Raw genomic sequence first — 26810 nt, forward strand, 5'->3', positions numbered from 1 at the left:
GCCCAAATCTCAGGATCTTGAATACGTCGTACTTCATCGGTTTCATTGACGCAATGCCGATGAAGACAGCGAGGCACCCATGAGCACCCCCCACGTGGTTGTGGTGATGGGCGCGGCAGGGACCGGCAAGACCACAATCGGGCGCCTGCTCGCCGAACAGCTCGACGTTCCCTACGCCGAGGGCGACGACTTCCACCCCGAGCCCAATATCGCCAAGATGTCGGCCGGTGTCCCGTTGAACGACTCGGACCGGGAGCCCTGGCTCGACGCGATCGGGCAGTGGGCGCAGGGCAGGGCGGGCCTCGGCGGAGTGGTCTCCAGCTCCGCGCTCAAGCGGGTCTACCGTGACAGGCTGAGGTCCGCCGCCCCGGATGCCGTCTTCCTCCACCTCACTGGCGACCGTGAGCTGATCGAACTGCGAATGCATGAGCGCAAGGGCCACTTCATGCCGACCGAGCTGCTGGAATCACAGTTCGCCACCCTGCAGCCGCTCGAGCGGGACGAGCCGGGCGTCGCCGTCGATGTCGGCGGCACCCCGGAAGAGGTCACTGAGCGGGCTCTCGCCGCGCTGCGCCGACTCGGCGAGAGTCACTCCTGCGGGTGACGTGCTGACCTGTTGACCTGTTGACCTGTTGAGCGTACGGACACGATTACGGACGCAGCGTGGCCGTTCGAAACCGGTCGTCTTCCGAGCGAGGTCTGGGCGGTAGGTTCACTGGCAGCCCGGACCAGCTCAAAATGCTCACCCGGTATCGGCGAGGCGAGTCGGACCTGGTGTGCCGGAACGGCAGGTGGTTCCTGATCGCGACGTGCGAGGTGCCGGAGCACCCCAGAACACAATCCGGTGGACTGGACTGGAACGGACCGCGGGATCGTGAACCGGCCCCCACCTCGGACGGGGACAACCACTCCGGACGCCGCCTGAGCCGTTACCGCGATGTCACTCGTCCTTCAGCCACCTGGAGTGGTGGTCGCGGGCCCACCGGCGCTCGACCGACCCGGTGCGCATGCCTCGGCGTGCCTCCGGGTCGGCGAGCGCCATCGCGATGTGTCCGGCCAGTGCGATCCCGACCGCCAGCGAAAGCCAGTCGTGCACGAACGTCGCGCCGGTGCGCCACACCAGCGGGGCGAGATCGGTGAACCCCATCAGAAGTCCGGTGCCGAGCATGACCAGGATCGCGCCCGCGATCCAGGCCGCGTAGATCTTCTGTCCGGCGTTGAACTTCCCCGCCGGGCGGGACGCGGGCCGGTGGTCCCGGCGGCGTACGGCACGCAGCCAGGTGCGGTCGTGCGGGCCGAAGCGGTTCAGCCGGCGCAGGTCCGCGCGGAACGCGGGCGAGGCGAGGCCGAACAGGAACGGCACCGGGAGCAGAACCCCCGCCCACTCATGGACGGTGACCACGAGGTGGCGGCGGCCGACGAGTTCGGCGATCTGCGGCACGTACAGGGCGGCGGCGGTCACGACGCAGGTGAGCATCAGCGCGGCGGTGGTGCGGTGCACCCAGCGCTCGGCGCGGCTGAACCGGCGTACGCGGACGGGTGGTTCAGCCGGTGGGGGTGTCGCTGCGGCCGTTGGACCGGCCGACCCAGGCGTCGACGTCATAGCCGCGCTCCTCCCAGTAACCGGGTCGTACACGCGAGGTGACGGTGATCCCGGAGAGCCATTTCGCCGACTTGTAGAAGTACATCGGCGCGACATAGAGGCGGGCGGGGCCGCCGTGTGCATGACTGAGCGGCTTGTCCTGCATACGCAGGGCGACCAGCACGTCGTCGCGGCGGGCCTGCGGGAGGGTGAGGCTCTCGCTGTACGTGCCGTCGAAGCAGGTGAACCGGACGGCCCTGCCCTCCGGGCGGACCCCGGCAGCCTCCAGCAGCAGCGACAGCCGCACGCCTTCGAACGGTGTGTCGGGCACACGCCAGCCGGTCACGCACTGCACATCGCGAACGATCCGGGTCTGCGGGAGGGCCCGAAGGCCGGCGAGGGTGTAGGTGGCGGGGCGTTCGACGAGGCCGTCGACGGCGAGGCGGTAATCGGCGCCGTCCCGGTGGGGGACGGATGAGGCGACCGAGTAGTAGCGGAAGCCTCCGCCGTTGGGCAGCAACTGGGTGAGACCGGTGGGGTCCCTGTCGGCCGCGGAGCCGAGGAACGATTCGAGCCCGCGCTGGAGTTGGGGCGCGGCGGCGACCGATGCGGCGCCGAGGCCGAGCATGCCGAGCACCAGGCGGCGACCGACGGGCGTGCCTGTCGTGCCGTCGGCATCCTCGCCGGGCCGGGCGCGATCGGGGTCCCCCTCGTGTGTGGTCACCCTTCGATTCGAGCACGTCGCCGGCCCAGGGGCCAGGGGATCACGCGGTACGTCAGACTTCCGTCACACTCCTCCCGTCGGCCGGGGCGTGTCGGCTCGGGTGTGGGCGGACGGTACGGGAGGGCCTCCTCCCGGCCGCCCGGAGTGGGAACCTCCGTTTCCCCTCCGACCTCTCGTATGCATGCCACCTCCTCTGCTACGTTCCGGTCTGCCTCCCGGCGGCACGGCGCGGGCCACCTTCCGCTGACGTCCCGCGAGGCCGCACCCGCCGCACCGGTGCGGCCTCGCGCAGTGCTTGGATGGCTCCATGGCTCCGGCAGACAATCCCGCGGAAGAGATCCTCGACATCGTCGACGAACAGGACCGGGTGATCGGACGGGCCCCGCGCGGCGAGGCGTACGCGCGGGGCCTGCGGCACCGGTGCGTGTTCGTCCTCGCACGGGACGGGGACGGGCGGGTCTTCGTGCACCGGCGCACCGCCACCAAGCTCGTCTTCCCCTCCCTGTACGACATGTTCGTCGGCGGTGTCGTGGGCGCGGGTGAGACGTACGACGACGCCGCGCTGCGCGAGGCCGAGGAGGAGCTCGGGGTGAGCGGCCTGCCGCGCCCCGTACCGCTGTTCACGTTCCTGTACGAGGGGTCCGGCGACCCCGTGCAGACCTGGTGGTCGTACCTCTACGAGGTGCGGTGCACCCTCCCGGTGAATCCGCAGGTGGAGGAGGTCGCCTGGCACGGCTTCCTCACGGACGCCGAGCTGGAGGCACGCCTGCGCGAGTGGGAGTGGGTGCCGGACGGCCTCGCCGCGTACGAGCGGCTGAGGGCCCACCGGGCGGCGTGACGCCGCGGGTAGGGTGCCGAGCGTGAGCGACTTCGTACAGAGCCTGCGCCTCTGGTTCGCACCCCGGCGGATACGGGAGGAGGGCGAGACGCCCGACTACCGCTTCTCGCTCGCCAACGAGCGGACGTTCCTGGCATGGATCCGCACGGCCCTGGCGCTCATCGGCGGCGGCTTCGCCGTCGACCAGTTCCTGCCGGATCTGCGCTGGGGCGTCCGGGCGGGTCTCGCGCTCGCGCTGATCGGGACGGGCGCAGCGTGCGCCGTGCGCGCCGTGAACCACTGGGTGCGCTGCGAGCGGGCGATGCGCCGGGGCGAGGACCTGCCGGTGTCCCGCTTCCCGGCGCTGCTGGCGCTGCTGGTCGCGGTCGTGTCCCTTGCCATGGTGGTGGTCGTTTCCTGGGGCGACGTGTGACGGCCCCTGAGCGGGATCCGGGGCTGCAGCCTGAGCGGACCCGCCTCGCGTGGCGGCGGACCACCTTGGCCTGCACGGTAGTGGCGGTCCTCGCTGCCCGGCAGGCCACGGGGGACGTATGGCCGGCGGCCGGACTGAGCGTCGCCGCGTGGCTCGGTTTCCTGGCGGTGGCGCACCGGCGCATCGGGGCGATGGACGCCGCCCGGCCGCCCGCGCTGTCGCTGCGGGGCGCGGTCGCCGCGGTGGGGTGCGTCCTGGCGCTGGCCGCGTTCGCCGTCGCGATCGTGACCTGAGGGCCCGGAGCGCGCGGTGTCCGGCCCCGGGCGGGTTCGGTGACGCGTTCGTACGGCCCGTTGTCCGGCCCCGGGCGGGGGGCGGCGACTAGCCTGGAATGTGCAGATCACCGCAAACCGGACTTCAAGGGGAGCGCCATGACCGTCCTCCACCACGAGCACCCCACCCACGAGCACACACACGGGCCGTCCTGCGGACACACCGAGGTACCGCACGGCGACCACGTCGACTACGCGCACGACGGACATCTGCACCGCGAGCACTCCGGACACTGGGACGAATGCGAGCCCGGCGAGCACGTCACGCACAGCGGCCACACCCATGGGCACGGCGCCGACTGCGGGCATCCCGCCGTGGCGCACGGGGACCACGTCGACTACATCCACGACGGGCACCGGCACGCCGAGCACGACGGCCACTGGGACGATCACTGACCGACGTTCGACTGTTCCCCGGACGGGCGCCCACTGGCAGGCTCTGAACGTCACTTCGACCAGTCCGACAGGGGGGTCCAGGGTTGCCTGCCACTGAGCCGTACACCGTCCAGCTCGCACCAGAGGTCCACGCCTACGTCCAGCCCGACGGGGGCTGGTGCCTGAACAACGCGGGATTCGTCACCGACGGGGAATCGACCCTCCTCGTCGACACGGCGGCCACCGAGCGGCGTGCCCGCGCCCTGCGGGAGGCGCTGCTGGCGACCGGCGCGCCGCTCCCCCGCACCGTCGTCAACACCCACCACCACGGCGACCACACCTACGGCAACGGGGTGTTCCTGCCCGAGGCCGTGGTGATCGGGCACGACGCCTGTCGCCGCGAGGTGCTGGCCGCGGGCCATCAACTGCATCTGATCTGGCCGCAGACCGATTTCGGCGACATCCGGATCACCGCGCCCACCGTGACCTACCGCGACCGGCTCACCGTCCACGTCGGGCACATCGAGGTGCGGCTGATCCACCCGGGCGGTGTCGCCCACACACCGGGCGACACGGTCGCGCATCTGCCCCGGCAGAAGGTGGTGTTCACGGGCGATCTGATCTTTCAGGGCGGCACGCCGTTCATCCCCATGGGGTCGCTGAGCGGTTCTCTGCGGGCACTCGACGTGCTGCGCTCCCTCGACGCGGAGACGGTCGTCCCCGGGCACGGCCCGATCACCGACCCGTCGGCGTACGACGCGACCGAGCGCTACCTCCGGTTCGTGGCCGAGCTGGCCGAGGAGGGGCACGCCGAGGGACTCACCCCGCTGCAGACCGCGCGCGGGGCCGATCTGGGCGCGTTCGGGGAACTACGCGAGAGCGAGCGGCTGGTGGCGAATCTGCACCGGGCGTACGCCGAGCTCGACGGACTCCCGGAGGGCTCGCCGCTCGATCCCGCGGTCGTCTTCGCGGACATGGAGGCGATGAACGGCGGGATCGCGGTGGCCTGCCACGCCTGACCGCGCCCCCGGCCTCGCCGGACGCGCCCGGCCCGGGTATGCGCCCCGGCCCGGGCGCGCCTTTGCATGTGATCCACGCATCGGTTCAGCGGGCGCACTGGACGACATACCGACTGGTCGGTCATCATGAACGCGATCGTCAGGACGACGACCAGGACCGCCTCCGGAGGTGCGCACCATGAGCCCAGCCCCACAGGGCCTCGATCCCGAGCAGCTGCGCGGGCATCTCGACCGCGAGCGGCCGGGGCTGGTGAGCGGACCGCTCAGCGCGCGACTGATCCAGGGCGGCCGCTCCAACCTCACGTACGCGGTCACCGACGGCACCGGCCGCTGGGTCGTACGCAGGCCGCCGCTGGGCCATGTCCTGGCGACCGCCCATGACATGAAGCGCGAGCACCGGGTGATCAGCGCGCTCGCGCCGACCGGGGTCCCTGTCCCCCGGCCGGTGCTGCTGTGCGAGGACGAGTCGGTCATGGGGTCGCCGTTCTACGTGATGGAGTTCGTCGAGGGCACGCCCTACCGCACGGCGGACCAGCTCGCCGCTCTCGGCCCGGCCCGCACTCGTGACGCGGTGCTCTCGCTCGTCGACACGCTCGTCGACCTGCACGCCGTCGAGCCCGACGCGGTCGGCCTCGGCGACTTCGGGCGGCCCGAGGGCTTCCTCGACCGGCAGCTGCGCCGCTGGGGCAAGCAGCTGGACGCCTCGCGCAACAGGGAGCTGCCCGGCATCGACGAGCTGCACGCCGCGCTCGGCCGCGCACTGCCGGACTCTCCCGCGGCCACCGTCATCCACGGCGACTACCGCCTCGACAACGTTCTGATCGGCGAGGACGACCGGATCACGGCCGTGCTGGACTGGGAGATGTCCACGCTCGGCGATCCACTGACGGACCTCGGCCTGCTGGTGATGTACAGCCACCGGCTGGACCTGCCCGGCTCCCCCATCAGCACCACGGCGGGCGCCCCCGGCCATCCCTCTCCCGGGGAACTGATCGAGCGCTACGCGACGCGTTCCGGCCGGGACGCGTCGGCGATCGCCTGGTACACGGCGTTCGCCTGGTTCAAGCTCGCCGTGATCCTCGAGGGCATCCACTACCGCTACACCCTCGGCCAGACCGTGGGCGCCGGATTCGACCGCATCGGCGATCTCGTCCCCCTCTTCATCGAGCACGGCCGCACCACTCTGCAGGAAGGCTGAGAACCTCATGGACTTCGCATTCGACGCCCGCACGGAAGAGCTTCGCGCCAAGCTGCTCGCGTTCATGGACGAACACGTCTATCCGGCCGAGCAGATCGAGCACGAGCAGCGCGCGCGGCTGGCGTCCCCGTGGGACACACCGGCGATCGTCGAGGAGTTGAAGGCCGAGGCGCGCAAGCAGGGCCTGTGGAACCTCTTCCTGCCCGACGCGGAGCACGGCGCCGGCCTGACGAACCTGCAGTACGCGCCGCTCGCCGAGATCACCGGCCGCAGCCCTCACCTGGCGCCGACCGCGCTGAACTGCGCCGCCCCCGACACGGGGAACATGGAGGTCCTGGCGCAGTTCGGGAACGACGAGCAGAAGAAGCAGTGGCTGGAGCCGCTGCTCGCGGGTGAGATCCGCTCCGCCTTCGCCATGACGGAGCCCGAGGTCGCCTCGTCCGACGCGACGAACATCCGGACCCGGATCGACCGCGACGGCGACGACTACGTCGTCAACGGCCGCAAGTGGTACATCTCCGGCGCGATGAACCCGGACTGCAAGATCTTCATCGTGATGGGCAAGACCGACCCGGACGGCGAAGACATCCGCCGCCAGCAGTCGATGATCCTGGTCCCGCGCGACACCCCGGGCGTCGAGGTCCGGCGCGCCATGCAGGTGTACGGCTACGAGGACCACTCCCACGGAGGCCACGCCGAGGTCGTCTTCACCGACGTCCGGGTGCCCGCGTCGAACCTCATCGACGAGGTCGGCAGCGGCTTCGCCATCGCCCAGGCGCGGCTCGGGCCGGGCCGGATCCACCACTGCATGCGGCTGATCGGCATGGCCGAGCGCGCGATCGAGCTGATGTGCCGCCGGGCGGTGTCCCGCGAGGCGTTCGGCAAGGCGATCGCCCAGCAGGGCGTCGTGCAGAACTGGATCGCTGACGCGCGGGTCACGGTGGAGCAGCTGCGGCTGCTGGTGCTGAAGACCGCGTGGCTGATGGACACGGTCGGCAACCGGGGCGCGCACACCGAGATCCAGGCGATCAAGATCGCGACACCGCGCGCGGTGGTGGACATCCTGGACAAGGCGGTGCAGGTCCACGGCGCGGGCGGTGTGAGCCAGGACTTCCCGCTCGCGGAACTGTGGGCGGCGGCGCGGACGCTGAAGCTGGCGGACGGACCGGACGAGGTGCACCAGCGGTCGCTGGCGAGGCGGGAGCTGAAGAAGTACGTGTGAGGCGGGGGGCGCGCGGGGCCTCCCCCGTAACTGGGGACTCCGCCCCCAGGCCTCCGCGCAGCGGGCGACTCAGCCCAACCGGGGACTGAGGCGCGGGCTCGGGGCGAAGCCCGGATCCCAGCCTCGCCGACGGCGAGTGGGGCACGGGGGCCAGCGCCCCAGGCAACTCAGCCCCGTCGGCGTTTGAGGCACGGGGCTTGGGGCGGAGCCCGGAAAACCAACCCCGCGGACGGCGATTGGGCCGGCGAAGGACAGGGGCAGCACGCCCGAACAACAGCCCCGCCGACCGAGTGGGCCGGCGGAGGCACGGGCGCAGCGCCCCGGAAACCTCAGCCCCACCGGCGACTGATCCGCGGGGTCTCGGGCGGAGCCCAGACATCCAGCCCCCCCCGATGGCGATTGGGCCGGCGAAGGACAGGGGCAGCACCCCTGAACAACAGCCCCGCCGACGAGTGGACCGGCGGAGGCACGGGCGCAGCGCCCCGGAAACCTCAGCTCCGCGGGCGTGCGGCCGCGGACTTGAGGTGGAGCCCGGACATCCAGCCCGCCGACGATTGGGGCGCGGGGCTCGGGCGGAGCCCGGACATCGCCGGCGATTGAGGCGGCGGACGCACGGGCACCAGCGCCCCAGGCAACTCAGCCCAGCGAGCGATCGAGGCGCGGTGCCCCAACGGGAGCGTCACGGACAAGACGCCCCGGCGGCGATTGAGGCGGCGGGCGCGGGGCGCACGGGCGCAGCGCCCCCCAGGGGGCTACGGGCGCAGCGCCCTCAGCAGCAGGTCCGCCAAGTGGTCCGCCACCTCTTGCTTGGTCATCGGCCCGTCCGGGCGGTACCACGTCGACAGGTGGTGCACCGAACCGAAGTGGTAGTCCACCACAAGGTCCGCCGGGGTCGCCGTGGAGAAGACGCCGCTCTTCTGTCCCTCCTCCACCAGCGCCCGGAACCGCTCGTGGTAGCGGCGCCGCTCGGCACGCACCTGCTTGTGCTTCTCCGGGCTGAGGTGGTGCATGGAACGGAAGAAGATGGCGGCGTCGTCCAGGTTGTCGATGGTGGTCACGACGACGTCCGCAGCGGCCCCGCGCAACCGGTCCTCCACGGGCTCGTCCGCGTCCGCGAAGGCGTCGAGCCGCTCCTGCTGGACGCGTAGCACCCGCGCGTAGACCTCCTGCAGGAGGTCCTCCTTGGAGCCGAAGTAGTGGTAGAGCGCGCCCTTGGTGACGCCGGCCGCCTCCACGATCTCCTGGACCGAGGTGCGGTCGTAACCGTGCTCGGCGAACAGGCGGGTGGCGGCGGCAAGCAGCCTCTGCGGTACGGGGGTCGCCTCCCCGTCCGTCGTCCTGGCCATCGCCGACACCCGCCTTTCCCGCAGAGTTTCCTTGTCCTACACCTGGGAACGCAGTTCCCGTCTGAGGATCTTCCCACTTGTGGTCTTCGGGAGCTCCGGCAGGACCGCCACTTCCCGGGGGTATTTGTAGGCGGCGAGCCGCTGCTCACAGTAGGCGGAGAGCTCGTCGGGCCCGACGGATGCCCCGTGACGGAGACTGACGTACGCCTTGACGGTCTCGCCGCGGTAGGAGTCGGGCACGCCGACGACGGCCGCCTCACGGACCGCCGGGTGCGTGTAGAGGACGTCCTCCACCTCACGCGGCCAGACCTTGAACCCGGAGGCGTTGATCATGTCCTTCTTGCGGTCCACGACGTAGAGCCAGCCGTCGGCGTCCATGAAGCCGATGTCGCCGGTGCGCAGCTCGCCGTCGGGGAACGTCTCGGCCGTCGCCTCCGGCATGCGCCAGTAGCCGGGCACCACCTGGGGCCCGCGGACCGCGATCTCGCCCTGCTCGCCGAGGGGCACGTCGTCGCCGTTCTCGTCGATGATCCGCACCATCGTGTCCGGTCCCGGCAGGCCCACGGAGAGGGTGCCGGAGGCCGGGTCGACCGGTGCCTCCTTCTCGGGGGGCACGGAGGCGCAGGGCGCGGTGCACTCGGTGAGCCCGTAGCCGTTGCGGATGTACGGGCCGAACCCGGCGCGGAACTTCTCCACCAGCGCGGGCGGAACCGGCGCTCCGCCCGAGGAGATCACGTCGAAGGAGGCGAAGTGCTCGCGGGTGGCGGAGGGATGGGCGGCCAGTGCCATGAAGGCGGTCGAGGGGCCGACCGTGTACGCCGGCCGGTGCTCGGTGAAGGCGTCGAGGACGACGCCCGCCTCGAAGCGGTAGGCGAGGGCGAGAGTGCCCGCGTTGGCGACGCAGGCGGCGAGCTGGCAGACCATGCCGGTGATGTGGAACAGGGGCGCGAGTGCGAAGTAGCAGGCGCCCTCGGGGACGGGATGACCGGTTCGCTGGCGTTCGGCGTTGTAGGTGATGCCGCCGTGGAGGTTCATCGCCCCCTTGGGGGTGCCGCTGGTGCCCGAGGTGTAGCTGATCAACGCCACGTCGGCCGGGCCGAGTTCACGGTCGGCGGGTGCCGGGAGGCCCTTCCGGGCGACCGTGAGCAGGTCGTCGGCGTCGGCCGCCTGCGGCAGCCGCTCGAAGGCGAGGACCCGCTCGTCGTGACGGGTCTGGAGGTCGAGCTCACAGGCGGTGAGCGCGATGCGCACGGACGAAGCCGCCGCGCAATCGCGCAGATACGCCTCCCACGCCCGGTCGGAGCAGATCAGCGCCGCGACCTCGGAGTCGGCGAGGACGTGGGCGACCTCGCCCGACTTGTACATCGGGTTCAGCGGGACGACGGTCGCCCCGGCCTTCCACGCGCCGAGCAGGGCGAGCACGAAGTGCGGGGTGTTCTGGAGCATGATCGCGACGCGGTCGCCGCGGGCCACACCGCGGTCCGCGAGGTGGGCGGCGACGGAGTCTGAGAGCGCGTCGGTCTCCCGGTAGCTGAGCCGGCCGTCGAAGTAGGCGAGCGCGGGGTGTTCCGGGGCACGGGCGACGGCGGCACGGAAGGAGTGCACGACGGTCGCGGCCGGGGTCACCGGGGCGCGCTGGGCGTCGGTCAGCTGTCCGAGCCACGGCTGTGCGGCGTACACGGAGCTCATCGGCGCGTCTCCTCCCACTTCCGCTGGAGGTGGTTCATGCCCTCGAGCCAGCGGTCGGGCTCGCCGGCCCGCGCCGCGTAGAAGTCGGCGACCTCGGGGTGGGGCAGGACGAGGAAGCGGTCCGCCTCCATCGCGTCGAAGAGGGCTTCGGCGACGTCCTCGGGCTCGATCGCGGTCGGCTGGAGGACGATGTCGCCGGCTGATCCGCTGGCGGCGAGCATGTCGGTCCGTACGCCCTGCGGGCAGATGGCGTGGACCTTGAGGCCGCGGTGGCGGTAGGTCAGGGAGAGCCACTCGGCATAGGCGAGCGCTCCGTGCTTGGTGACGCTGTAGGGGGCGGCGCCGATCATGGTGAGCAGTCCGGCGGCGGAGACGGTGGAGACGAAGCGGCCGCTGCCGCGCTCCAGCCAGTCCGGCAGCAGGGCGCGGCTCGCCCGGACGTGCGCCATGACGTTGACGTCCCAGGCCGAGGCCCAGATGTCCTCGTCCGCGAAGGCGTTGCCCGGCGAGGCGAGGCCGGCGTTGGCGCAGTAGACGTCGATGACGCCGTCGAGCGCGTCACGGGCCTCGTCCACGACAAGCGAGGCGTCGCCGGGCACTGCGGTGCCGCCGATCTCGTCGGCGACCGCCTTGGCCTTGCCCGCGTCGATGTCGTTGACCACCACCCGGGCACCCTCGGCGGCGAACCGGCGGGCAAGCGCGGCGCCGATTCCGCCGCCCGCGCCCGTGACAACAACCCGTGCGCCCTGCACCGTACTCATCAAGCTCCGCCTTTCGCAGCGTCCCGGCCGTGCGGGCAGACTAACCGGTCGGTATGTGCCGGGGGAAGAGGGCGGCGCGATGGTCGCGCCGGGGTCGTTCCCGGCGGGCGTCAGGAGCGCTAGCCTGCGTGGTCATGACAGACAGCGATCACGGAGGTAGCTCGATGAGCCTGTCCAGACGGGGTTTGCTGGCCGCCGGCGGCGCGGTGGGGGCGCTGGCCGCGACATCCGCGGCACCCGCCGCCGCGCATACGGGCCGCGGCCGGGCGCGCACCGGTTTCGAACGGCTGGCCGCCGACGGGTACGCCCTCCTCGCAGGCGAGCGGGTCGGCGTGGTCACCAACCCGACCGGCATCACGCGCGACGTACGCCACATCGTGGACGTCATGCACGCCGACGACCAGGTGAACCTGGTCGCGGTCTTCGGACCCGAGCACGGCTTCCGCGGCACGGCGCAGGCGGGCGGCTCCGAGGGCCGCTACGACGACCCGGCGACCGGTCTGCCGGTGTACGACACGTATCTCAAGAGCGGCCGGCCGCTCGCCGACATCTTCAGCGCCTCCGGCGTCGACACGATCGTCTTCGACATCCAGGACGCCGGAGCCCGCTTCTACACCTACATCTGGACCCTCTTCGACTGCATGCAGGCCGCCGAGCTGGCGGGCAAGCGGTTCGTGGTGCTCGACCGGCCGAATCCGGTGACGGGCCGCGCGGCTCTCGGGCCCGTTCTGGACAAGGCGTTCGCGACCTTCGTGGGCCGCGAGCCGATCTCACAGGCGCACGGTATGACCGTCGCCGAGCTGGCCCTGCTCTTCAACGGGGAGTTCCTGGCCCGGCCGGTCGAGCTGACGACCGTGACCATGACGGGCTGGCGCCGCTCCGACTTCTACGACGCAACGGGGCTTCCCTGGGTCCCGCCGAGCCCCAACATGCCCACGCCCGACACCGCCCTGGTCTACTCCGGCACCTGCCTGTTCGAGGGCACGAACCTGTCCGAGGGCCGGGGCACGACCCGCCCCTTCGAACTGCTGGGCGCCGAGGGCATCGACCGCCGCTGGGCCGAGGCCGCGAACGAACTGCGCCTGCCGGGGGTCCACTTCCGTGAGGCGTACTTCGCGCCGACGTTCTCCAAGTTCCAGGGAAAAACCGTCGGCGGGGTCCAACTCCACGTCCACGACCGGGAGTCCTACGACCCCGTCCGCACGGGCATCGCCCTGCTGGTGACGGCGAAGCGCAGCTGGAGCGGCTTCGCCTGGCGCGCCGACAACTGGATCGACAAGCTGACCGGATCCACGAAGGTGCGCACACTGATCGACGCGGGCGCGGACACCGACGAGGTGGTGGGGGCGTGGCGGGACGAACTCGCCGCGTTCCGCGCCGTACGGCGGCGCTATCTGCGGTACTGAGCATCGTCGTTGGCGGGGCTCGCCCCACCGGGAAGCGGGGGCCGGCCGACTGGCCGTGCCCCCGGGCGCGCGGACACGCTTGATCCATGACTCACCTCGAACGGCCTCCGTTACGGCATCTGCTGCTGCTCCTGCCGGCCCTCGCCGCCATGGCGGTCACCGCGCCCGCCCGGGCCCAGCAGCACACCGACGATCCGGTCCGCGCGCTCGCGCGAGGCGCCGAACCGCTCGCGGACCTGCGGCCGCTGGAGCGCATGGTCGGCTCCGCGACCATCGTCGGCGCGGGCGAGGCCACCCACGGCTCCGCGGAGTTCTTCACCACCAAGCACCGGATGTTCCGCCACCTCGTCGAGCACAAGGCTTCACCACGTACGCCCTGGAGGCGAACTGGAGCACCGGCCTGCGGCTCAACGACTACGTGCTGCACGGCAAGGGTGACCCGGGCACGATCATGCGGGAGGAGTTCCAGGAGTCGTACCTGATCTGGCACACCCGTGAGTACCTGGGTCTGATCCGCTGGATGCGGCAGTACAACCTCCGTCATCCGCACCGCCCCGTCCAGTTCATGGGCAATGACCTCGCCTACGCGGGACCCCGCCTCTTCGACGAGGTGACCGGCTATGTGGGCGAGCACTACCCAAGGCTTCTGCCCGAGTTCGAGCGGCTGTATCAGGCGTCCCGGCCCACCGGCAGCGTCCACGACGCCATCAAGAGGTATCTGTTCCGGCCGCTGCCCGAGCGGAAGGCCATGGCCGAAGACGTACGGCGGGCGCTGGCGCTCCTGGAGCGGCAGCGGCCCGGGCCGGACCGCGAACGGCACGCCTGGGTGGTCCAGCACGCCCGGGCCATCGCCCAGACCGGCACCGAGTTCTCCTACGATCTGTTCGACCCGGCCCAGGTGGGTGCGGCCATGCGCTACCGCGACCAGGTGATGGCCGAGAACACCGTGTGGTGGCAGCGGCACACGGGACACCGAGTGCTGGTGTCCGCCCACAACGGGCACGTCCGGCTCGTGACGACCAGCCCGGAGCAGTACCCGAAGGTCCAGGGCACGTTCCTGCGCGAGATGGTCGGCGACGCCTACGTCAGTGTCGGCTTCACCTTCGGCCGGGGATCGTTCAACGCGCTCGACACCACCGACCCCGCCGAACCGCTGCGCACCTTCTCGGTGGGCGCGCCCGAGCCCGGGAGCAATGAGGACACGCTGCGGCGGGTGGCGCGGAAGGACTACTACCTGGACATGCGCACCGCGCCCCGGGCGGCCCGCGAGTGGCTGGGAGTGACCCGTCCGACGCGGGACATCGGCAACGCGTGGCCGGCCGAGCCCGAACCCGTACGCCTGGTCACGTCGTATGACCTCCTGGTCCATCTGCACCGGGTCGCGGCAGCCGACAGGCTCTGACCGCTCCCGGGGTATGGCCGTTTCTGCCCTTGCGCAGGATCCTGGGGTCAGGGGCCAAGGGGAGGGACAGGCATGTCGGGGACGGGTGTGCGGCCGTACGGGGAGATCACTTTCGACGCGGACGGCGATGTACTGGGGCCGTACGGCGGTCTCGTGGACCAGGACGTCACGGACCTGGTGATGTTCGCCCACGGATGGAACAACTCTCCGGGGACGGCCCGGCGGCTCTACGCGTCGTTCTTCGCGCCCTTCCCCAAGCTGGTGGCCCAGACCCCGCAGGCACGGCTGGGATACGCGGGCGTCGTCTGGCCCTCCATGCGGTTCTCGGACGAGCCGATCCCCGACGTCGAGCCGCCGGCCGCGGGCGCTCAGCCGTCGGGCCCGGGCCTGGACGGGGCGACGCGTGCGGTGCTCGCGGAGCTGTTCCCCGGCCATCGCGACACCGTGGACAGACTGGCGCTGCTGCTGGACGAACAGCCGGAGTCACGTGCCGCGTTCGCCGAGTTCGGCATGCTGGCACGGCAGTTGGCGGCCGCGCCCCCGGGCGGTCTGGAGACGGGCTTCGCCGAGGACCTGCCCCACGACGAGCAGAGCCCGCCCGCGGTGCTGTACGAGGACACGCTCACCCTGTGCCGCAGGCTGGCCGCCGCGCTGGACGCGGAGTCCGGCTCGCTGTACGGCGCGATCCCGTTCGGCGGCGGGCTGCGCTCCGCGTGGCTGGGCGCCAAGGAGTTGCTGCGGCAGACGACCTACTACGCGATGAAGCGCCGCGCGGGGACGGTCGGCGAGCTGGGGCTCGGCCCGCTGCTCGGCCGGCTGGCCCGCTCGGCGCCGCGGCTGCGGGTGCACCTCGTCGGACACAGCCAGGGCGCACGGCTGGTGGCCTTCGCGCTGCGTGGTCTGCCGGAGGGCGCGGACAACGTGAAGTCGGTGACGCTGCTGCAAGGGGGCCTGTCCCACTACGCGTTCGCGTGTGGGCTGCCGCACGCCCCGCACAGCGCGGGCGCGCTCGCCGCCGTGCAGGAGCGGGTCGACGGGCCGGTCGTGGCCTGCTACTCACGCCACGACAGCGCGCTCGGCGTGTTCTACCCGCTGGCATCCGCCCTTGCCGGGGACTCCGTATCGGCCGTGGGCAGCGACCGGCGGTGGTGGGCGATGGGCCACGACGGCATACAGGCCGTCGACGGCACGCCGCGGCTGACTCTGGAAGAGGCGCTGCGCGACGGCCTGCCGGACTCGGGATGCGTCAGCGTCGACGCGGCGCAGGTGGTGCGCCGCGGTGGCCCGCCTGCGGGTGCGCACAGCGACATCTGCCACGAGGAACTGGCCCGGGTGGTACTGGCGGCGGGCCGTGTCGGCCGCTGAAACGGGGGCGTGATCCGGTCGACATCACCGCTCGCGATTTTGGATGGAGCCGAAACGGGCACTCCTACGTCCATTCTTCAACGCCGATGTACCAGCGACGGAGGTGTCGACGCGATGGCCGGTTTCCGAAGTCTTGCGAGACAGGTGCGTGACGCGCGGTGTGACTTGGCGCTGCGGCGCTACTCACTGCGCAAGTGCCTGGAGAGGTTCGCCCCTTACGGGCACAGGGCCACTTGGGATCATCTGTGCGCCAGGCACAGCATCGAGCCCGAGGACAGGGCCCCGGATCCGGCGCGGCTGGTGGCCGCGCTTGAGGAGTTGGAACAGGCGCGGGCGGTATGGCTCGCGTACGAGGAGAACTTCGCGGACCGCCGCAAACGGGAGAAGCACGAGGGGCTGCGGCGGCCCGGACACATCGACGACTGGCATCGCCGGACCTGGGGCGGGAACGGGGTCGCCCGCTGCGACAGCCCCGCCACACATCCCTCCGAGCCGCTGGACGAGGTGCTGCGCCGACTGATCGGCGCGCTGGAGGCGGAACCCGGGGATGCCTGCCCGGTGTGCAGGGGAACGCACATCGTGTGGCGCCAGGACCTGGAGCACGAGCCGTGGTTCGGCCCGGTCTGCACCGACTGCGGGATCGTGGTGCCGCAACCCGTCCTGACACCGGAGGCGGTGGCCGCGGCGAAGCGCGCGGGGTCCCGGGAGCTCGCGTCGGTCGCGTGAGGGACACGGGGTTCCGGGTCGGGGGCCCGGGACCTTTCCGTCGGCGCGCGGGCGGTGTTGCGTCCCACGCGGCGTCGGTGACCCGCGGTCCACCTCGTGTGCGTACATCCGCGGGACGTCGTCGGGCAGTTCCGCGTCGGCCACGCGCAACAGCGCCGTCTCCTCGGGGAGATGACAGCCGCCGCAGCCCGTCTCGTGAGGGCTGGCCATGCCTGCGAAGACCGTGCGAACGCGGTCCGCCGCCGCGGTGAGTGCTGGGGAGGCCATGTGCGCCACGTCCCGTCAAGGGCTCGCGGCTCGCGGCTCGCGCCGGCCGAAGATCCCGACGCTACCAGAGGCCAAATCCCGTGGCCCAGCAGGATTACGGGGCCGACAGTAGAGGGCGAGTAGGACCACGACCGAGGAGCCCTGATGTCGACGCTGCGCGTCACCGCCGAAGTCCTGACCGTGCACGAGCACCCGAACGCCGACGCCCTGGAGCTGGCCCAAGTGGGCCTGTACCGCGCCGTCGTCGCCAAGGGCGTCTATCGCACCGGTGACGCCGCCCTCTACATCCCCGAGCAGGCCGTGCTCCCGACCGGGCTGATCGACGAGCTCGGCCTGACCGGCCGGCTCGCGGGCGGCGAGGCCAACCGGGTCAAGGCGGTCCGGCTGCGCGGCGAGCTGTCGCAGGGCATCGTCTGCCGGCCGCGTGCGCTCGCGGACGTGGACCTGGCGCAGGCGGCCGCGGACGGCACGGACTTCGCCGAGCGGCTCGCGATCACCAAGTGGGCGCCGCCGATCCCGCCCCGGATGAACGGCGACGTGGAGGCGGCACCGGACCTGCTGCCGTGGGTGGACATGGAGAACCTGCAGCGCTACCCGGGCATCTTCGAGCCCGGCGAGCCGGTCGTGCTGACGGAGAAGCTGCACGGCTCGGCCTGCCTGTTGACGTACTCCGCGGCTGAGGGCGGAAAAGTGCAGGTCTCGTCCAAGGGCTTCGGTGCCAAGGGCCTCGCCATCAGGCAGGACCCGAGCAACCTGTACTGGCGGGCCGTCCTGACGCACGACGTGCCGTCGGCCGCCGCGCGCCTGGCCGAGAAGCTGGGTGCGAGCCGGGTCGGCGTCTTCGGCGAGGTGTACGGGGCGGGGGTGCAGGATCTCGCGTACGGGGCGAACGCCCGCGCCGAGGACGGCCTGGGGTACGCCGTGTTCGATGTGTCGGCGGAGATCGACGGGCGGCTCCGCTGGCTGGACGCGACCGCGCTGCTGGCAGGCGAACTGCCGCTGGTACCACGGCTGTACGAGGGCCCGTACGACACCGACGAGGTGCTGCGCCTGGCGACCGGCCGGGAGACGGTCTCGGGGCGCGAGCTGCACCTGCGCGAGGGCGTGGTGATCCGCCCGGCGGTGGAGCGCTACAGCCCGGTCGTGGGCGGCCGGGCGATCGCCAAGGCGGTGAGCCCGGCATACCTGACCCGCAAGGGCGGCACGGAGTTCGAGTAGGCGGCGGTGGCGGGAGCGGGCGTGGTCCGGTGCGGGGCGGGGCGGGGCGGGCGGTGAGGCAAGGCCCGCGCGCCCGGGGCCGGGCCCGTTCCCGGCGGGCCCCGCGGTGAAAGCCGTCGGCCCCGGCCCCGGCCGACGTCCGACGCCCGACCGACGCGCAGGCACCGCACGGCATGGGCGCGGCGGGCACCGCCCGCCGAAGACACCACCGACACACGGCGCGGTTCGCGCTCGCACCATCCCGCCGGACGCGGCCCGCACATCCCACCGAACCGGCGCACGCGGCACGACACCGGCACAGCCCCCGAGTCCCATCGCCCTTCAGGCGGCAGGCGACGCGGTCCGCCGCGCCCGGCGCGGTCCGTACCCCGCACGGACCGCGGAGGCACCGCCCGGGCGTGAGGCCCGGTTCCGCCGGGCGTCGCCCGGCTCAGGTGCCGGTCCGCCCCGCGCGGCGTCGTTCCGGTAGCAGGCGGGAGCCGGTCAGTTGGTCGCCGAAGACATCGTCCGGGTTGGAGAGCACACACGTCTCCAGGGACAGACAGCCGCAGCCGATGCAGTCGGTCAGGTGGTCGCGGAGCCGGCCGAGCTGTTTGATCCGCTCGTCGAGTTCGCCGCGCCAGGCCACCGACAGGCGGGCCCAGTCCTCGCGGTCGGGCGTGCGCTCCTCCGGCAGCTCGGCGAGCGCCTCGCGGATGGTGGCGAGCGGAATGCCCACGCGCTGTGCGGCCCGTACGAAGGCGACGCGCCGCAGCGCGTCCCTGCTGTAACGGCGCTGGTTCCCCGCGGTGCGGCGACTGCTGATGAGGCCCTTGGACTCGTAGAAGTGCAGGGCGGACACGGCCGCGCCACTGCGCGCGGAGAGCTGGCCGACCGTGAGCTCGTGGATCTTCTCAGGAATCTGTGGCACTCCTCGAACCCTAGCGGCCGTCCGTTGACAGGAGCGCCTACGCCCACCATTCTGAGCAAGCGCTTAGACATTGGGCGTTCGACAGATGTGAGAGGCAGGGACCAGGGACATGGCAGAGCCGAGGATCTTCACCTCCCCCGAGGAGCTGCGCGCCGGGGTCGGCGAGCAGCTCGGGCACAGCGACTGGCTGGAGGTCGACCAGAAGCGGATCGACCTCTTCGCCGACGCCACCGGCGACCACCAGTGGATTCACATCGATCCGGAGCGCGCGGCGAGCGGCCCCTTCGGCACGACGATCGCCCACGGCTATCTGACGCTGTCGCTGCTGCCGGCCCTGGTGCCGCAGGTGCTGCGGGTCGAGGGCATGAAGATGGGCATCAACTACGGCACCAACAAGGTGCGCTTCCCCGCGCCCGTCCCGGTCGGCTCGCGGCTGCGCGCCACGGCCGTGCTGCAGAGCGTCGAGGAGGCGGGCGGCGGCGTGCAGGTGACCGCCCTCGTCACCATCGAGCGCGAGGGCGGCGACAAGCCGGTGTGCGTGGCGGAGTCCGTGTCCCGCTACTTCTTCTGAGCGCCCACCATCCGCAGGACGAGGTCGGCGTAGAACACGCCGACCTCGTCCGGCGTCCGCCTCCCCTGGGTGTTGAACCACCGGGCCACGTCGATGCAGAGCGACAGCACGGCGACGGCGGTGCCGGGCACGTCCGGCACCTCGAACTCGCCGGCCGCCACGCCCTCTTCGAGGAGGCGGCGCACCACGGCGTCCGTCTCGCGCCGCAGCTCGATGATCTCGGCACGGTGGGCCTCGCCGAGTGCGTCCAGTTCGTACTGCACCACCCGCGCCGTGGTGTAGCGGCCGGCGTGCCAGCGGACGAAGGACCGTACGGCGCCGGCGAGCCGCTCGGTGGGGGTGCCGTCGGCCTCGTAGGCGGCGGAAAGGATCTCCAGCGCCCTGTCGTGGCCGATCCTGCTGATCCGGTGGAGCAGCTCTTCCTTGGTCTTGTAGTGGATGTAGAGCGCGGCCGGGCTCATACCGGCCCGGCCCGCGATGTCACGTGTGGTGGTCGCGTGGTAGCCGCGCTCTGCGAACGCCTCGACCGCGGCGACCAGCAACTTCCGGGCCGCCTCCGGGGTGACCTCGTCCCACGGCTTGTCCTCGTCGGCCGTCTGGTCCGCCGCAGTCATCGCTCGCCCCTTCCCTGGTCAGGACGAACACCATACCGTGACGGTGAGCGGTCGCTTAGAGCTTGTGGAACGGGTCGTGCTCGGCGAGCAGCTTCTCCAGCCGGGCCTGGTCGACGCGGCTGACGATCTGCCCGGCCTCCTGCCGGTCCCTGACCACCTTGGCGAGCGTGAAGGCCGAGGTGGTCAGGTACAGGACGGCGATGCCGAGGAAGGCGCGCACCCAGGCGTCGGCCTCCATGTTGAAGATCCCCACGGCGACCGCCCCGATCGCGATGGCGAAGGAAGCGACGGCCTGGCCGTAGTACGCCGCGGTGTTCTGCTGCTTGACCGGTGTCTCACTCATGCGCACAGCGTCGCGCCCGCGCCGGCCCCTGGCATGCGCGCTCGTACTCACCTTGCGTACTCAGCCACCGTCCGCGGCCCGGCTCAGAAGGCGGAGACGCCGGTCAGCGCGCGGCCGATGATCAGCTTCTGGATCTGGCTGGTGCCCTCGTACAGCGTCATCACCCGGGCGTCGCGCAGCAGTTTGCCGACCGGGTACTCGTCGATGTAGCCGTAGCCGCCGAAGACCTGGAGGGCGTTGTTGGCGGCACGGACGGCGGCCTCGGAGGCGAAGAGCTTGGCCTTGGAGGCGGCGGTGGCGAAGTTCTCGCCGCGGTCGACGAGGTCGGCGACCCGCCAGGTCAGGAGCCGGGCGGCGTCCACGTCGACGGCGATGTCGCTGATCAGTTCCTGGACCAGCTGGTAATGGGCGATGGGCTTGCCGAACTGCTCGCGCTCGCCCGCATACCCGACCGCAGCGTCCAGCGCGGCCTGCGCGATGCCGACGCAGCCCGCGGCCACCGACATCCGGCCCTTGGCGAGCGCGGACATGGCGATGGAGAAGCCCTCGCCCTCGGGCCCGAGCAGGGCGCCGGCAGGCACCCGGACGCCGTCGAGGACCAGCTCGGCGGTGGCCTGGCCGCGCAGTCCGAGCTTCCCGTGGATCGTGCGGCGGGTCAGTCCGGGCGTGTCGGTGGGGACCAGGAAGGCGGACACGCCCCGGTGGCCGGGAGCTTCGTTGGTGCGGGCGAAGAGCAGCACCACATCGGCCCAGGTGCCGTTGGTGATGAACATCTTGGCGCCGTTGATCACGTAGTCGCCGCCGTCGCGTACGGCCCGGGTGCTCAGGTTCCCGGCGTCCGAGCCGGTGCCGGGCTCGGTGAGGCCGAAGCAGCCGATGGCCTCGCCCGCGGTCAGGCGGGGCAGCCAGTGCCGTTTCTGCTCCTCGGTGCCGTATGCGGCGACGGTCTTGGCGACCAGGCCGAGCGAGACGGAGACGATGCCGCGCACGGAGGAGTCACCACGGCCCAGCTCCTCGGTGACCAGGCAGTACGCGAGGTGGTCGCCGCCGGAGCCGCCGTACTCCTCGTCGACGGTGAGCCCGAGGAAGCCGAGCGCGCCGAGTTTTTTCACGATTCCCCGGTCGACGCTCTCGGCGCGGTCCCACGCGACGACGTGCGGGGTGATCTCGCGGGCGACGAAGTCCCTGGCGAGCTGCCGTACGGCCGTCTGTTCCTCGCCGAGTTCCAGGTTCATCTGCGGCCACCCCTACTTTAACTATCACTGCTAGTTTCTCTTTCGCAGCCCTACTATGTGCCGCATGGCCCGACCGCGCAAGCCCCTCCTCAGCAGAGAACTCATCGTCGAGACGGCGAGCGCGCTCGTGGACGCCGAGGGACTCGACGCGGTCTCCACCCGGCGCCTCGCGGCCGAACTCGGCGTGAGCGGCCCCTCGCTGTACAACCACTTCCGCAACAAGGACGAGATCCTCGACGCCGTCGCCGACGCGGTCAGCGCCCAGGTCGATCTGTCGATGTTCGCGGAGGACGACCCCCGCGACTGGCGCACCGCACTGCACGACTACGCGGTCTCCTACCGTGCCGCGCTGACCGCCCACCCCCACACGGTTCCCCTGCTCGCCCACGGCCCCCGCCGCCGCCCGGCGGGACTCAGGGTCGCCGACGCCGTCTTCGGCGCGATGGTCCGCGCGGGCTGGCCCCCTGCCCAGGCCACGCACATCGGCGCGCTGATGCGGTACTTCATCACCGGCTCGGCACTCGGGTCCTTCGCCCGGGGCTTCGTCGACGACGCGGCGGCGTACGACCCGGCCGACTACCCGCACCTGGGCCAGGCCCACCTGCTGGCCGACCGCCAGGAGAAGGTCGACGAGGGAGCGTTCGAGACCGGTCTGAGCGCCCTGCTCGACGGTCTCGCGCTCCAGTACGAGACACTTCGGCCGCCGCCGAACCGTCGCTGACGCATCCTGGGGCCATGACCCCCATGACCTCCTCCCGCGACCTCGCCGAGTTCGCCGCGCTGCTCGCCGACGAGACCCGTGCCGGGATCTGCCTCGCGCTGCTCGACGGGCGGGCCTGGACCGCGGGAGAGCTGGCCCGGCATGCCGGGGTCGCCCCGTCGACAGCGAGCGAGCATCTCGGCAGGCTGGTCGCCGGCGGGGTGCTCACCGAGGAGCGCCAGGGCAGGCACCGCTACGTGCGGCTCGCCGGGGACCGCGTGGCGCATCTCGTCGAGGAGCTGGCCGCGTACGCCACCCCCGCGGGGCCCGCACGGCCGCCGCGCGGTCTGCGCGAGGCGGGCGTCGCCGCCGCCATGGCACGCGGCCGCACCTGCTACGACCATCTCGCAGGGAGGCTCGGCATCACGATCACCCGGGCCATGACCGTACGGGGCCTGCTCAGCCAGGACGCCGGATTCGCCCTCACCGAACGGGGCGCGCGATGGTTCGACGATCTCGGGGTGTCACTGGAGCGCACCGGGCGGCGACCTCTGGTCCGCGGCTGCCTGGACTGGACGGAGCGCAAGCCACACCTCGCCGGACTCGCGGGTGCGCGGCTGTGTCGCCACGCGCTGGACGCGGGCTGGTGCGTACGGATCGGCTCGGAGCGGGCGGTGAAGGTGACCGGGGATGGGGAGCGGGCCCTCGACCGTCTGCTCGGCATCGAGCCGGGGCTGCTGCGGTGAGGGCCTGGGCGCGGACGATATTGCGGTGAGCGCCGAAGGATCCGGGCCGTACGGTCGGCCCATGACGAACCCGATACGCAACTCCCGGTGGCCCGCTCTGGTGGCCGCGGGCGTCACCGTCGCGCTGTGGGCCTCCGCCTTCGTGTCCATCCGCAGCGCGGGCGAGGCCTACTCCCCCGGCGCACTCGCGCTCGGCCGCCTGCTCGCGGGGTCCCTCGCGCTGGGCTGCGTCCTGCTGGTCCGCCGCGAGGGCCTGCCGCCGCGGGCGGCCTGGCCCGGGATCGCGGTGTCCGGGCTGCTCTGGTTCGGCGTGTACATGGTGGTGCTCAACTGGGGCGAGCAGGAGGTCGACGCGGGCACGGCCGCGATGGTGGTCAACATCGGGCCCGTCCTCATCGCGCTGCTCGGCGCGCGACTGCTGGGCGAGGCCCTGCCGCCGCGCCTGCTCACGGGGATGGCCGTGTCGTTCGCGGGGGCGGTCACGGTGGGCCTGTCGATGTCGGGTGAGGGCACCGCGTCCACGCTGGGCGTCCTGCTGTGCCTGCTGGCGGCGGTGGGCTACGCGGGCGGAGTCGTGGCGCAGAAGCCGGCGCTGGTGCACGCGAGCGCGTTGCAGGTGACGACTTTCGGGTGCCTGGTGGGAACGGTCGCGTGCCTGCCGTTCGCGGGCCAACTGGTGGACCAGGCGGCGCACGCCCCGCTGCCCGCCACGCTGAACATGGTCTATCTGGGTGTGTTCCCGACGGCGCTCGCCTTCACGACCTGGGCCTATGCCCTGGCGCGTACGACCGCGGGACGGATGGGCGCCACCACGTACGCCGTGCCTGCCCTGGTGGTGCTGATGTCCTGGCTGGCGCTGGAGGAGGTGCCGGCGCCGCTGACGCTGGCGGGCGGTGCGCTGTGTCTGGCGGGTGTGGCGGTGTCGCGGTCCCGGCCGCGGAACGGATCCGCGGCCGGGGGCGAGGATGTCATTCGGCAGGCGCGGGTTCCTTCACGGCAGGCTCCGCCGACGCGGCCGCCTTCGCGGCCCGGGTGGCGAGAACCTTGATCGAGAACAGCGCGATCACGGCGAGACCGATGATGTAGGCGGAGACGGCCATCGACGTGCCGGTGGCCTCCAGCAGCAGCACCATCATGAACGGCGCCAGGCCGCCGCCGAACACCGCGGCGATCTGGTAGCCGAGCGAGGCGCCGGTGTAGCGCATCTCCGCGGTGAACAGCTCGGCGAACAGGGCGGCCTGGGGCCCGTACATGATGCTGAGGAAGCAGCTGGTGACGAACGTGCCGACGCCGAGCCACAGCAGCGAACCCGTGTCGATGAGCAGGAACAGCGGAACCGCCCAGAGCAGCAGGCCGATCGCGCCCGCCGCGTAGATGCGCAGCCGTCCGATGCGGTCGGACAGCGAGGCCGCCGCGGGTATCAGCACGAGCTGGGTGAGGCTGACGCAGAGCGAGACGGCGAGGACCGCGCTGCGCTTCATCTCGAGTTCGCGGGTCGCGTAGTCGAGCACGCCGGTGATGATGATGTAGAAGGTCGCGGTGTTGACGGCGAAGGAGCCGCCGGCCAGGAAGACGGTGCCGAGGTGGCTGCGCAGGATGGTGCGCAGCGGCGAGCGCCGTTCGGACTTCTCCTGCGCCGCCAGAGCTCGCTCTGCCTCGCGGAACGCGGGTGTCTCCTCGACGCGGGTGTGGATGTACCAGGCGAGGCCGAGGACGAGGAAGCCGACGAAGAACGGGACGCGCCAGCCCCAGGAGGCGAAGGTGCTCTCGCTGGTGAGGGAACCGGCCACCAGGAAGACGGTGTTGGCGGTGACGACGCCGATCGGGACACCGAGCTGGACGAGGCTGCCGTACAGACCGCGCTTGCCCTCGGGGGCGTACTCGGTCGCCATCAGCATGGCGCCGCCCCACTGCGCGCCGACGGCGATGCCCTGGGCGACTCGCAGGAGCACCAGGATGACGGGTGCGGCGATGCCGATGGTCTCGTACGTGGGGAGCAGCCCGATCCCGGCGGTGGCGACGCCCATCAGGGTCAGCGCGAGGACCAGCATGGGCTTGCGCCCGCGCTTGTCGCCGAGCTGCCCGGCGATGATGCCGCCGATGGGGCGTGCGAGGAAGCCGACGGCGAACGTCGCGAAGGCGGCCAGGACGCCGGCGGAGGAGCTGCCCGCGGGGAAGTAGAGATCGCCGAGGACGAGGGCGGCGGCGATGCCGAAGACGAAGTAGTCGTACCACTCGACGGCGGAGGCGAGGGCCGCTGCGGTGGCGACGCGCCGGCGGTTCGGCGCCGATCCGGTGGCCGGGGCGGCGGGGGACGGAGGTGCGGTGTCCATGCGTGCACTCCAGAGGTGCGGGGACGAGGAGTGCGGGGAACGTACCGACCGGTGGGTATGGAGTCAACGGGTTGCGCAGCGGGGATTTCCCGGGGTGGGCCGCGGGGTACTGCGGGAGCGGGCAGCCCGAAGGGCCCGGGGGCGCGATGGCCCTCCGGGCTGGACTTTCCCCTCCCCGCCCCTGCCCCCGGCCGGGGGCGCTACCCCCGAACCCCTGCGCCTCGAACTCCCCTACGGCCCGGCGGCCGCGGGTGGGGTCCCCCCGGCGGATCCACGGGAAGTGGCCCCGGCGGGGCTGCTCTGCGGCTCGTCCGAAGGTCGAGGACACCCCGCGAAGCGCGACACGGGTCCGGGGCGGAGCCCCCGGTCAGGGGAAAGGTCAGAACACCACCAGGGCGCGGCCGCCCCGGCCCTCGCGCATTGCCGCGAAGGCCGCCGGGATGTCCTCCAGCCCGATGCGGTCCGTCACCAGCGCCCCCAGGTCGAGCCCACCGTCGCGGATGTGGGCGGCCAGGACCGGGAGGTCCCGCTCCGGGTCGGAGTTGCCGTAGACGCAACCCGACAGGGTGCGGCCCCAGTGGAATATCTCCAGGGCGTTGAACGTGACCTGCTGGTCCTTGCCGCCGATGCCGACGACCGTGGTGCGGCCGCCGCGGCGGGTCGAGTCCCAGGCGGTCCGGATCGTCGCGGCGCGGCCCACGCACTCGATCGCGACGTCCGCGCCGTGCCCGCCGGTGAGCCGGCGGATCTCCTTCGCGGTGGTGTCGGACGCGACGACATACTCCGTGGCGCCCGCCCGGCGGGCCAGATCCTCCTTCTCGGGGGAGACGTCGACCGCGATGACCGTGCCCGCGCCCGCGATCCGGGCCGACTGGAGCGTGGCGAGGCCCACCCCGCCGACGCCGAGAACGACGACCGACTCGCCCTCGCGGACGCGGGCGGAGTGGTGGACGGCCCCGTATCCGGTGAGCACCGCGCAGCCGAGGAGTGCCGCGTCGGTCAGGGAGACGCCGTCGGGCGCCGGCAGCACGCAGTTCGCCGCGACCACGGTCTCCTCGGCGAAGGCGGCCACGTTCAGGCCGGGATGGAGCTCGGTGCCGTCCGCCGTGACGGCGTGGACACGGCCGGCGCCCGTCAGGGCGTCGGCGCACAGCCAGACCTCCCCGATCGAGCAGGCGTGACAAATTCCGCACGACGGCGCCCAGTTGAGGACGACGCCGTCGCCCGGGGCGACATGGGTGACGCCCTCGCCGACGGAGACGACGGTGCCGGCGCCCTCGTGACCGAGGACGGCTGGGACGGGCACGCGCATGGTGCCGTTGGACAGGGACAGGTCGGAGTGGCACACCCCGGCGGCGGCGAGGCGGACCCGGACCTGGCCGGGGCCTGCCTCGGGCAACGAAATTTCGGTGACCTCCAGGGGAGAACCGACAGCGGACAGGACTGCGGCGCGGACCACGATGGTTGTCTCCCGGC

At 72.0% G+C, this 26810-nt stretch carries 29 protein-coding genes; 17 read left to right on the forward strand and 12 right to left on the reverse strand.

The window, feature by feature from the left end; genetic code table 11:
• Window positions 1-79: 79 nt before the first annotated feature.
• On the forward strand, window positions 80-604 hold the full coding sequence (locus tag J7E88_RS30990) for a gluconokinase (protein ID WP_215186764.1): 525 nt from the start codon (window positions 80-82) through the stop codon (window positions 602-604).
• A 336-nt stretch (window positions 605-940) separates the two neighbouring features.
• Here J7E88_RS30990 and J7E88_RS30995 read toward each other — a convergent pair whose 3' ends face one another.
• Window positions 941-1603, reverse strand: a complete 663-nt coding sequence (locus tag J7E88_RS30995) for a cytochrome b/b6 domain-containing protein (RefSeq protein WP_215186765.1) — start codon at window positions 1601-1603, stop codon at window positions 941-943.
• Entirely contained in the window at window positions 1545-2210 is a 666-nt protein-coding gene (locus J7E88_RS31000) for a molybdopterin-dependent oxidoreductase (protein ID WP_215186859.1), read from the reverse strand. The genes J7E88_RS30995 and J7E88_RS31000 overlap by 59 nt, the downstream gene beginning before the upstream one ends.
• 403 nt (window positions 2211-2613) lie before the next feature.
• Here J7E88_RS31000 and J7E88_RS31005 point away from each other — a divergent pair, with 403 nt between their 5' ends.
• The 7 genes from J7E88_RS31005 to J7E88_RS31035 all read left to right on the forward strand — a co-directional run bounded on the left by J7E88_RS31005 (window position 2614) and on the right by J7E88_RS31035 (window position 7702).
• Window positions 2614-3144 (forward strand): NUDIX hydrolase, encoded by a 531-nt coding sequence (locus tag J7E88_RS31005; protein WP_215186766.1) that lies wholly within the window; start codon window positions 2614-2616, stop codon window positions 3142-3144.
• A 22-nt stretch (window positions 3145-3166) separates the two neighbouring features.
• Window positions 3167-3556: a DUF202 domain-containing protein gene (locus J7E88_RS31010; protein WP_215186767.1), complete on the forward strand. Its 390-nt coding sequence runs from the start codon at window positions 3167-3169 to the stop codon at window positions 3554-3556.
• Window positions 3553-3849: a DUF202 domain-containing protein gene (locus J7E88_RS31015; protein ID WP_215186768.1), complete on the forward strand. Its 297-nt coding sequence runs from the start codon at window positions 3553-3555 to the stop codon at window positions 3847-3849. The genes J7E88_RS31010 and J7E88_RS31015 overlap by 4 nt, the downstream gene beginning before the upstream one ends.
• 138 nt (window positions 3850-3987) lie before the next feature.
• Window positions 3988-4284, forward strand: coding sequence for a hypothetical protein (locus J7E88_RS31020; RefSeq protein WP_215186769.1), 297 nt, complete (start codon window positions 3988-3990; stop codon window positions 4282-4284).
• An 83-nt stretch (window positions 4285-4367) separates the two neighbouring features.
• Window positions 4368-5282 carry an MBL fold metallo-hydrolase gene (locus J7E88_RS31025; RefSeq protein ID WP_215186770.1) on the forward strand — a complete coding sequence of 305 codons (915 nt, stop codon included), beginning with the start codon at window positions 4368-4370 and terminating at the stop codon, window positions 5280-5282.
• A 178-nt stretch (window positions 5283-5460) separates the two neighbouring features.
• Window positions 5461-6480, forward strand: coding sequence for a phosphotransferase family protein (locus tag J7E88_RS31030; RefSeq protein WP_215186771.1), 1020 nt, complete (start codon window positions 5461-5463; stop codon window positions 6478-6480).
• A gap of 7 nt (window positions 6481-6487) precedes the next feature.
• Complete coding sequence (locus J7E88_RS31035; RefSeq protein WP_215186772.1) at window positions 6488-7702, forward strand: acyl-CoA dehydrogenase family protein; 1215 nt, start codon at window positions 6488-6490, stop codon at window positions 7700-7702.
• Between the two features lie 752 nt (window positions 7703-8454).
• On the opposite strand, the gene J7E88_RS31040 is transcribed toward J7E88_RS31035, so the two are convergent.
• The 3 genes from J7E88_RS31040 to J7E88_RS31050 are packed head-to-tail and all read right to left on the reverse strand — an operon-like array spanning window position 8455 to window position 11498.
• On the reverse strand, window positions 8455-9048 hold the full coding sequence (locus J7E88_RS31040; RefSeq protein WP_215186773.1) for a TetR/AcrR family transcriptional regulator: 594 nt from the start codon (window positions 9046-9048) through the stop codon (window positions 8455-8457).
• A gap of 36 nt (window positions 9049-9084) precedes the next feature.
• Window positions 9085-10737, reverse strand: a complete 1653-nt coding sequence (locus J7E88_RS31045) for an AMP-binding protein (protein ID WP_215186774.1) — start codon at window positions 10735-10737, stop codon at window positions 9085-9087.
• Window positions 10734-11498 carry an SDR family oxidoreductase gene (locus tag J7E88_RS31050; protein ID WP_215186775.1) on the reverse strand — a complete coding sequence of 255 codons (765 nt, stop codon included), beginning with the start codon at window positions 11496-11498 and terminating at the stop codon, window positions 10734-10736. The genes J7E88_RS31045 and J7E88_RS31050 overlap by 4 nt, the downstream gene beginning before the upstream one ends.
• 164 nt (window positions 11499-11662) lie before the next feature.
• Here J7E88_RS31050 and J7E88_RS31055 point away from each other — a divergent pair, with 164 nt between their 5' ends.
• Window positions 11663-12904: an exo-beta-N-acetylmuramidase NamZ domain-containing protein gene (locus J7E88_RS31055; protein ID WP_215186776.1), complete on the forward strand. Its 1242-nt coding sequence runs from the start codon at window positions 11663-11665 to the stop codon at window positions 12902-12904.
• Window positions 12905-13014: 110 nt separating this feature from the next.
• On the opposite strand, the gene J7E88_RS37180 is transcribed toward J7E88_RS31055, so the two are convergent.
• Window positions 13015-13260 (reverse strand): hypothetical protein, encoded by a 246-nt coding sequence (locus J7E88_RS37180; protein ID WP_308307680.1) that lies wholly within the window; start codon window positions 13258-13260, stop codon window positions 13015-13017.
• A gap of 44 nt (window positions 13261-13304) precedes the next feature.
• On the opposite strand from J7E88_RS37180, the gene J7E88_RS31060 reads away from it, so the two are divergent.
• From J7E88_RS31060 to J7E88_RS31075, 4 genes are all read left to right on the forward strand, one after another.
• Entirely contained in the window at window positions 13305-14306 is a 1002-nt protein-coding gene (locus tag J7E88_RS31060) for an erythromycin esterase family protein (RefSeq protein ID WP_308307677.1), read from the forward strand.
• A gap of 72 nt (window positions 14307-14378) precedes the next feature.
• Window positions 14379-15671, forward strand: a complete 1293-nt coding sequence (locus J7E88_RS31065; RefSeq protein ID WP_215186777.1) for a serine-threonine protein kinase — start codon at window positions 14379-14381, stop codon at window positions 15669-15671.
• A 114-nt stretch (window positions 15672-15785) separates the two neighbouring features.
• Window positions 15786-16397 carry a hypothetical protein gene (locus tag J7E88_RS31070; protein ID WP_215186778.1) on the forward strand — a complete coding sequence of 204 codons (612 nt, stop codon included), beginning with the start codon at window positions 15786-15788 and terminating at the stop codon, window positions 16395-16397.
• A gap of 411 nt (window positions 16398-16808) precedes the next feature.
• On the forward strand, window positions 16809-17882 hold the full coding sequence (locus J7E88_RS31075; protein WP_215186779.1) for an RNA ligase (ATP): 1074 nt from the start codon (window positions 16809-16811) through the stop codon (window positions 17880-17882).
• Between the two features lie 430 nt (window positions 17883-18312).
• On the opposite strand, the gene soxR is transcribed toward J7E88_RS31075, so the two are convergent.
• A complete protein-coding gene (soxR, locus tag J7E88_RS31080; protein WP_215186780.1) occupies window positions 18313-18792 on the reverse strand; it encodes a redox-sensitive transcriptional activator SoxR in 480 nt (159 codons plus the stop codon).
• Between the two features lie 109 nt (window positions 18793-18901).
• On the opposite strand from soxR, the gene J7E88_RS31085 reads away from it, so the two are divergent.
• Entirely contained in the window at window positions 18902-19363 is a 462-nt protein-coding gene (locus J7E88_RS31085) for a MaoC family dehydratase (RefSeq protein WP_215186781.1), read from the forward strand.
• Here J7E88_RS31085 and J7E88_RS31090 read toward each other — a convergent pair.
• The 3 genes from J7E88_RS31090 to J7E88_RS31100 form a co-directional block, all read right to left on the reverse strand.
• Entirely contained in the window at window positions 19351-19977 is a 627-nt protein-coding gene (locus tag J7E88_RS31090; protein ID WP_215186782.1) for a TetR/AcrR family transcriptional regulator, read from the reverse strand. The two genes, J7E88_RS31085 and J7E88_RS31090, sit on opposite strands and share 13 nt — an antisense overlap.
• A 55-nt stretch (window positions 19978-20032) precedes the next feature.
• Window positions 20033-20320, reverse strand: a complete 288-nt coding sequence (locus J7E88_RS31095; protein ID WP_215186783.1) for a YiaA/YiaB family inner membrane protein — start codon at window positions 20318-20320, stop codon at window positions 20033-20035.
• Window positions 20321-20403: 83 nt separating this feature from the next.
• The gene (locus tag J7E88_RS31100; RefSeq protein WP_215186784.1) at window positions 20404-21555 is read right to left on the reverse strand and encodes an acyl-CoA dehydrogenase family protein; all 1152 of its coding nucleotides are present in this window, start codon (window positions 21553-21555) and stop codon (window positions 20404-20406) included.
• Between the two features lie 64 nt (window positions 21556-21619).
• On the opposite strand from J7E88_RS31100, the gene J7E88_RS31105 reads away from it, so the two are divergent.
• The 3 genes from J7E88_RS31105 (at window position 21620) to J7E88_RS31115 (ending at window position 24049) form a co-directional block, all read left to right on the forward strand.
• Window positions 21620-22276, forward strand: coding sequence for a TetR/AcrR family transcriptional regulator (locus J7E88_RS31105; protein WP_215186785.1), 657 nt, complete (start codon window positions 21620-21622; stop codon window positions 22274-22276).
• Window positions 22277-22290: 14 nt separating this feature from the next.
• Window positions 22291-23001, forward strand: coding sequence for a helix-turn-helix transcriptional regulator (locus tag J7E88_RS31110; RefSeq protein ID WP_215186786.1), 711 nt, complete (start codon window positions 22291-22293; stop codon window positions 22999-23001).
• Between the two features lie 61 nt (window positions 23002-23062).
• Window positions 23063-24049: a DMT family transporter gene (locus J7E88_RS31115; protein ID WP_215186787.1), complete on the forward strand. Its 987-nt coding sequence runs from the start codon at window positions 23063-23065 to the stop codon at window positions 24047-24049.
• Here the strand turns inward: J7E88_RS31115 and J7E88_RS31120 are convergent.
• Complete coding sequence (locus J7E88_RS31120) at window positions 23970-25334, reverse strand: MFS transporter (RefSeq protein ID WP_215186788.1); 1365 nt, start codon at window positions 25332-25334, stop codon at window positions 23970-23972. The two genes, J7E88_RS31115 and J7E88_RS31120, sit on opposite strands and share 80 nt — an antisense overlap.
• Before the next feature lie 379 nt (window positions 25335-25713).
• The gene (locus tag J7E88_RS31125) at window positions 25714-26793 is read right to left on the reverse strand and encodes a zinc-binding dehydrogenase (protein ID WP_215186789.1); all 1080 of its coding nucleotides are present in this window, start codon (window positions 26791-26793) and stop codon (window positions 25714-25716) included.
• Between the last annotated feature and the right edge of the window lie 17 nt (window positions 26794-26810).

The organism is Streptomyces sp. ISL-10 (genome assembly GCF_018614575.1).
GTDB lineage: Bacteria > Actinomycetota > Actinomycetes > Streptomycetales > Streptomycetaceae > Streptomyces.

Bases quoted from the DNA above. Each gene is read 5' to 3' on its own strand.
- J7E88_RS30990 (WP_215186764.1), top strand. From the start codon at position 80: ATGAGCACCCCCCACGTGGTTGTGGTGATGGGCGCGGCAGGGACCGGC.
- J7E88_RS30995 (WP_215186765.1), bottom strand. From the start codon at position 1,603: ATGACGTCGACGCCTGGGTCGGCCGGTCCAACGGCCGCAGCGACACCC.
- J7E88_RS31000 (WP_215186859.1), bottom strand. From the start codon at position 2,210: ATGCTCGGCCTCGGCGCCGCATCGGTCGCCGCCGCGCCCCAACTCCAG.
- J7E88_RS31005 (WP_215186766.1), top strand. From the start codon at position 2,614: ATGGCTCCGGCAGACAATCCCGCGGAAGAGATCCTCGACATCGTCGAC.
- J7E88_RS31020 (WP_215186769.1), top strand. From the start codon at position 3,988: ATGACCGTCCTCCACCACGAGCACCCCACCCACGAGCACACACACGGG.
- J7E88_RS31030 (WP_215186771.1), top strand. From the start codon at position 5,461: ATGAGCCCAGCCCCACAGGGCCTCGATCCCGAGCAGCTGCGCGGGCAT.
- J7E88_RS31035 (WP_215186772.1), top strand. From the start codon at position 6,488: ATGGACTTCGCATTCGACGCCCGCACGGAAGAGCTTCGCGCCAAGCTG.
- J7E88_RS31040 (WP_215186773.1), bottom strand. From the start codon at position 9,048: ATGGCCAGGACGACGGACGGGGAGGCGACCCCCGTACCGCAGAGGCTG.
- J7E88_RS31045 (WP_215186774.1), bottom strand. From the start codon at position 10,737: ATGAGCTCCGTGTACGCCGCACAGCCGTGGCTCGGACAGCTGACCGAC.
- J7E88_RS31050 (WP_215186775.1), bottom strand. From the start codon at position 11,498: ATGAGTACGGTGCAGGGCGCACGGGTTGTTGTCACGGGCGCGGGCGGC.
- J7E88_RS31055 (WP_215186776.1), top strand. From the start codon at position 11,663: ATGAGCCTGTCCAGACGGGGTTTGCTGGCCGCCGGCGGCGCGGTGGGG.
- J7E88_RS31065 (WP_215186777.1), top strand. From the start codon at position 14,379: ATGTCGGGGACGGGTGTGCGGCCGTACGGGGAGATCACTTTCGACGCG.
- J7E88_RS31070 (WP_215186778.1), top strand. From the start codon at position 15,786: ATGGCCGGTTTCCGAAGTCTTGCGAGACAGGTGCGTGACGCGCGGTGT.
- J7E88_RS31075 (WP_215186779.1), top strand. From the start codon at position 16,809: ATGTCGACGCTGCGCGTCACCGCCGAAGTCCTGACCGTGCACGAGCAC.
- J7E88_RS31085 (WP_215186781.1), top strand. From the start codon at position 18,902: ATGGCAGAGCCGAGGATCTTCACCTCCCCCGAGGAGCTGCGCGCCGGG.
- J7E88_RS31090 (WP_215186782.1), bottom strand. From the start codon at position 19,977: ATGACTGCGGCGGACCAGACGGCCGACGAGGACAAGCCGTGGGACGAG.
- J7E88_RS31095 (WP_215186783.1), bottom strand. From the start codon at position 20,320: ATGAGTGAGACACCGGTCAAGCAGCAGAACACCGCGGCGTACTACGGC.
- J7E88_RS31100 (WP_215186784.1), bottom strand. From the start codon at position 21,555: ATGAACCTGGAACTCGGCGAGGAACAGACGGCCGTACGGCAGCTCGCC.
- J7E88_RS31105 (WP_215186785.1), top strand. From the start codon at position 21,620: ATGGCCCGACCGCGCAAGCCCCTCCTCAGCAGAGAACTCATCGTCGAG.
- J7E88_RS31110 (WP_215186786.1), top strand. From the start codon at position 22,291: ATGACCCCCATGACCTCCTCCCGCGACCTCGCCGAGTTCGCCGCGCTG.
- J7E88_RS31115 (WP_215186787.1), top strand. From the start codon at position 23,063: ATGACGAACCCGATACGCAACTCCCGGTGGCCCGCTCTGGTGGCCGCG.
- J7E88_RS31120 (WP_215186788.1), bottom strand. From the start codon at position 25,334: ATGGACACCGCACCTCCGTCCCCCGCCGCCCCGGCCACCGGATCGGCG.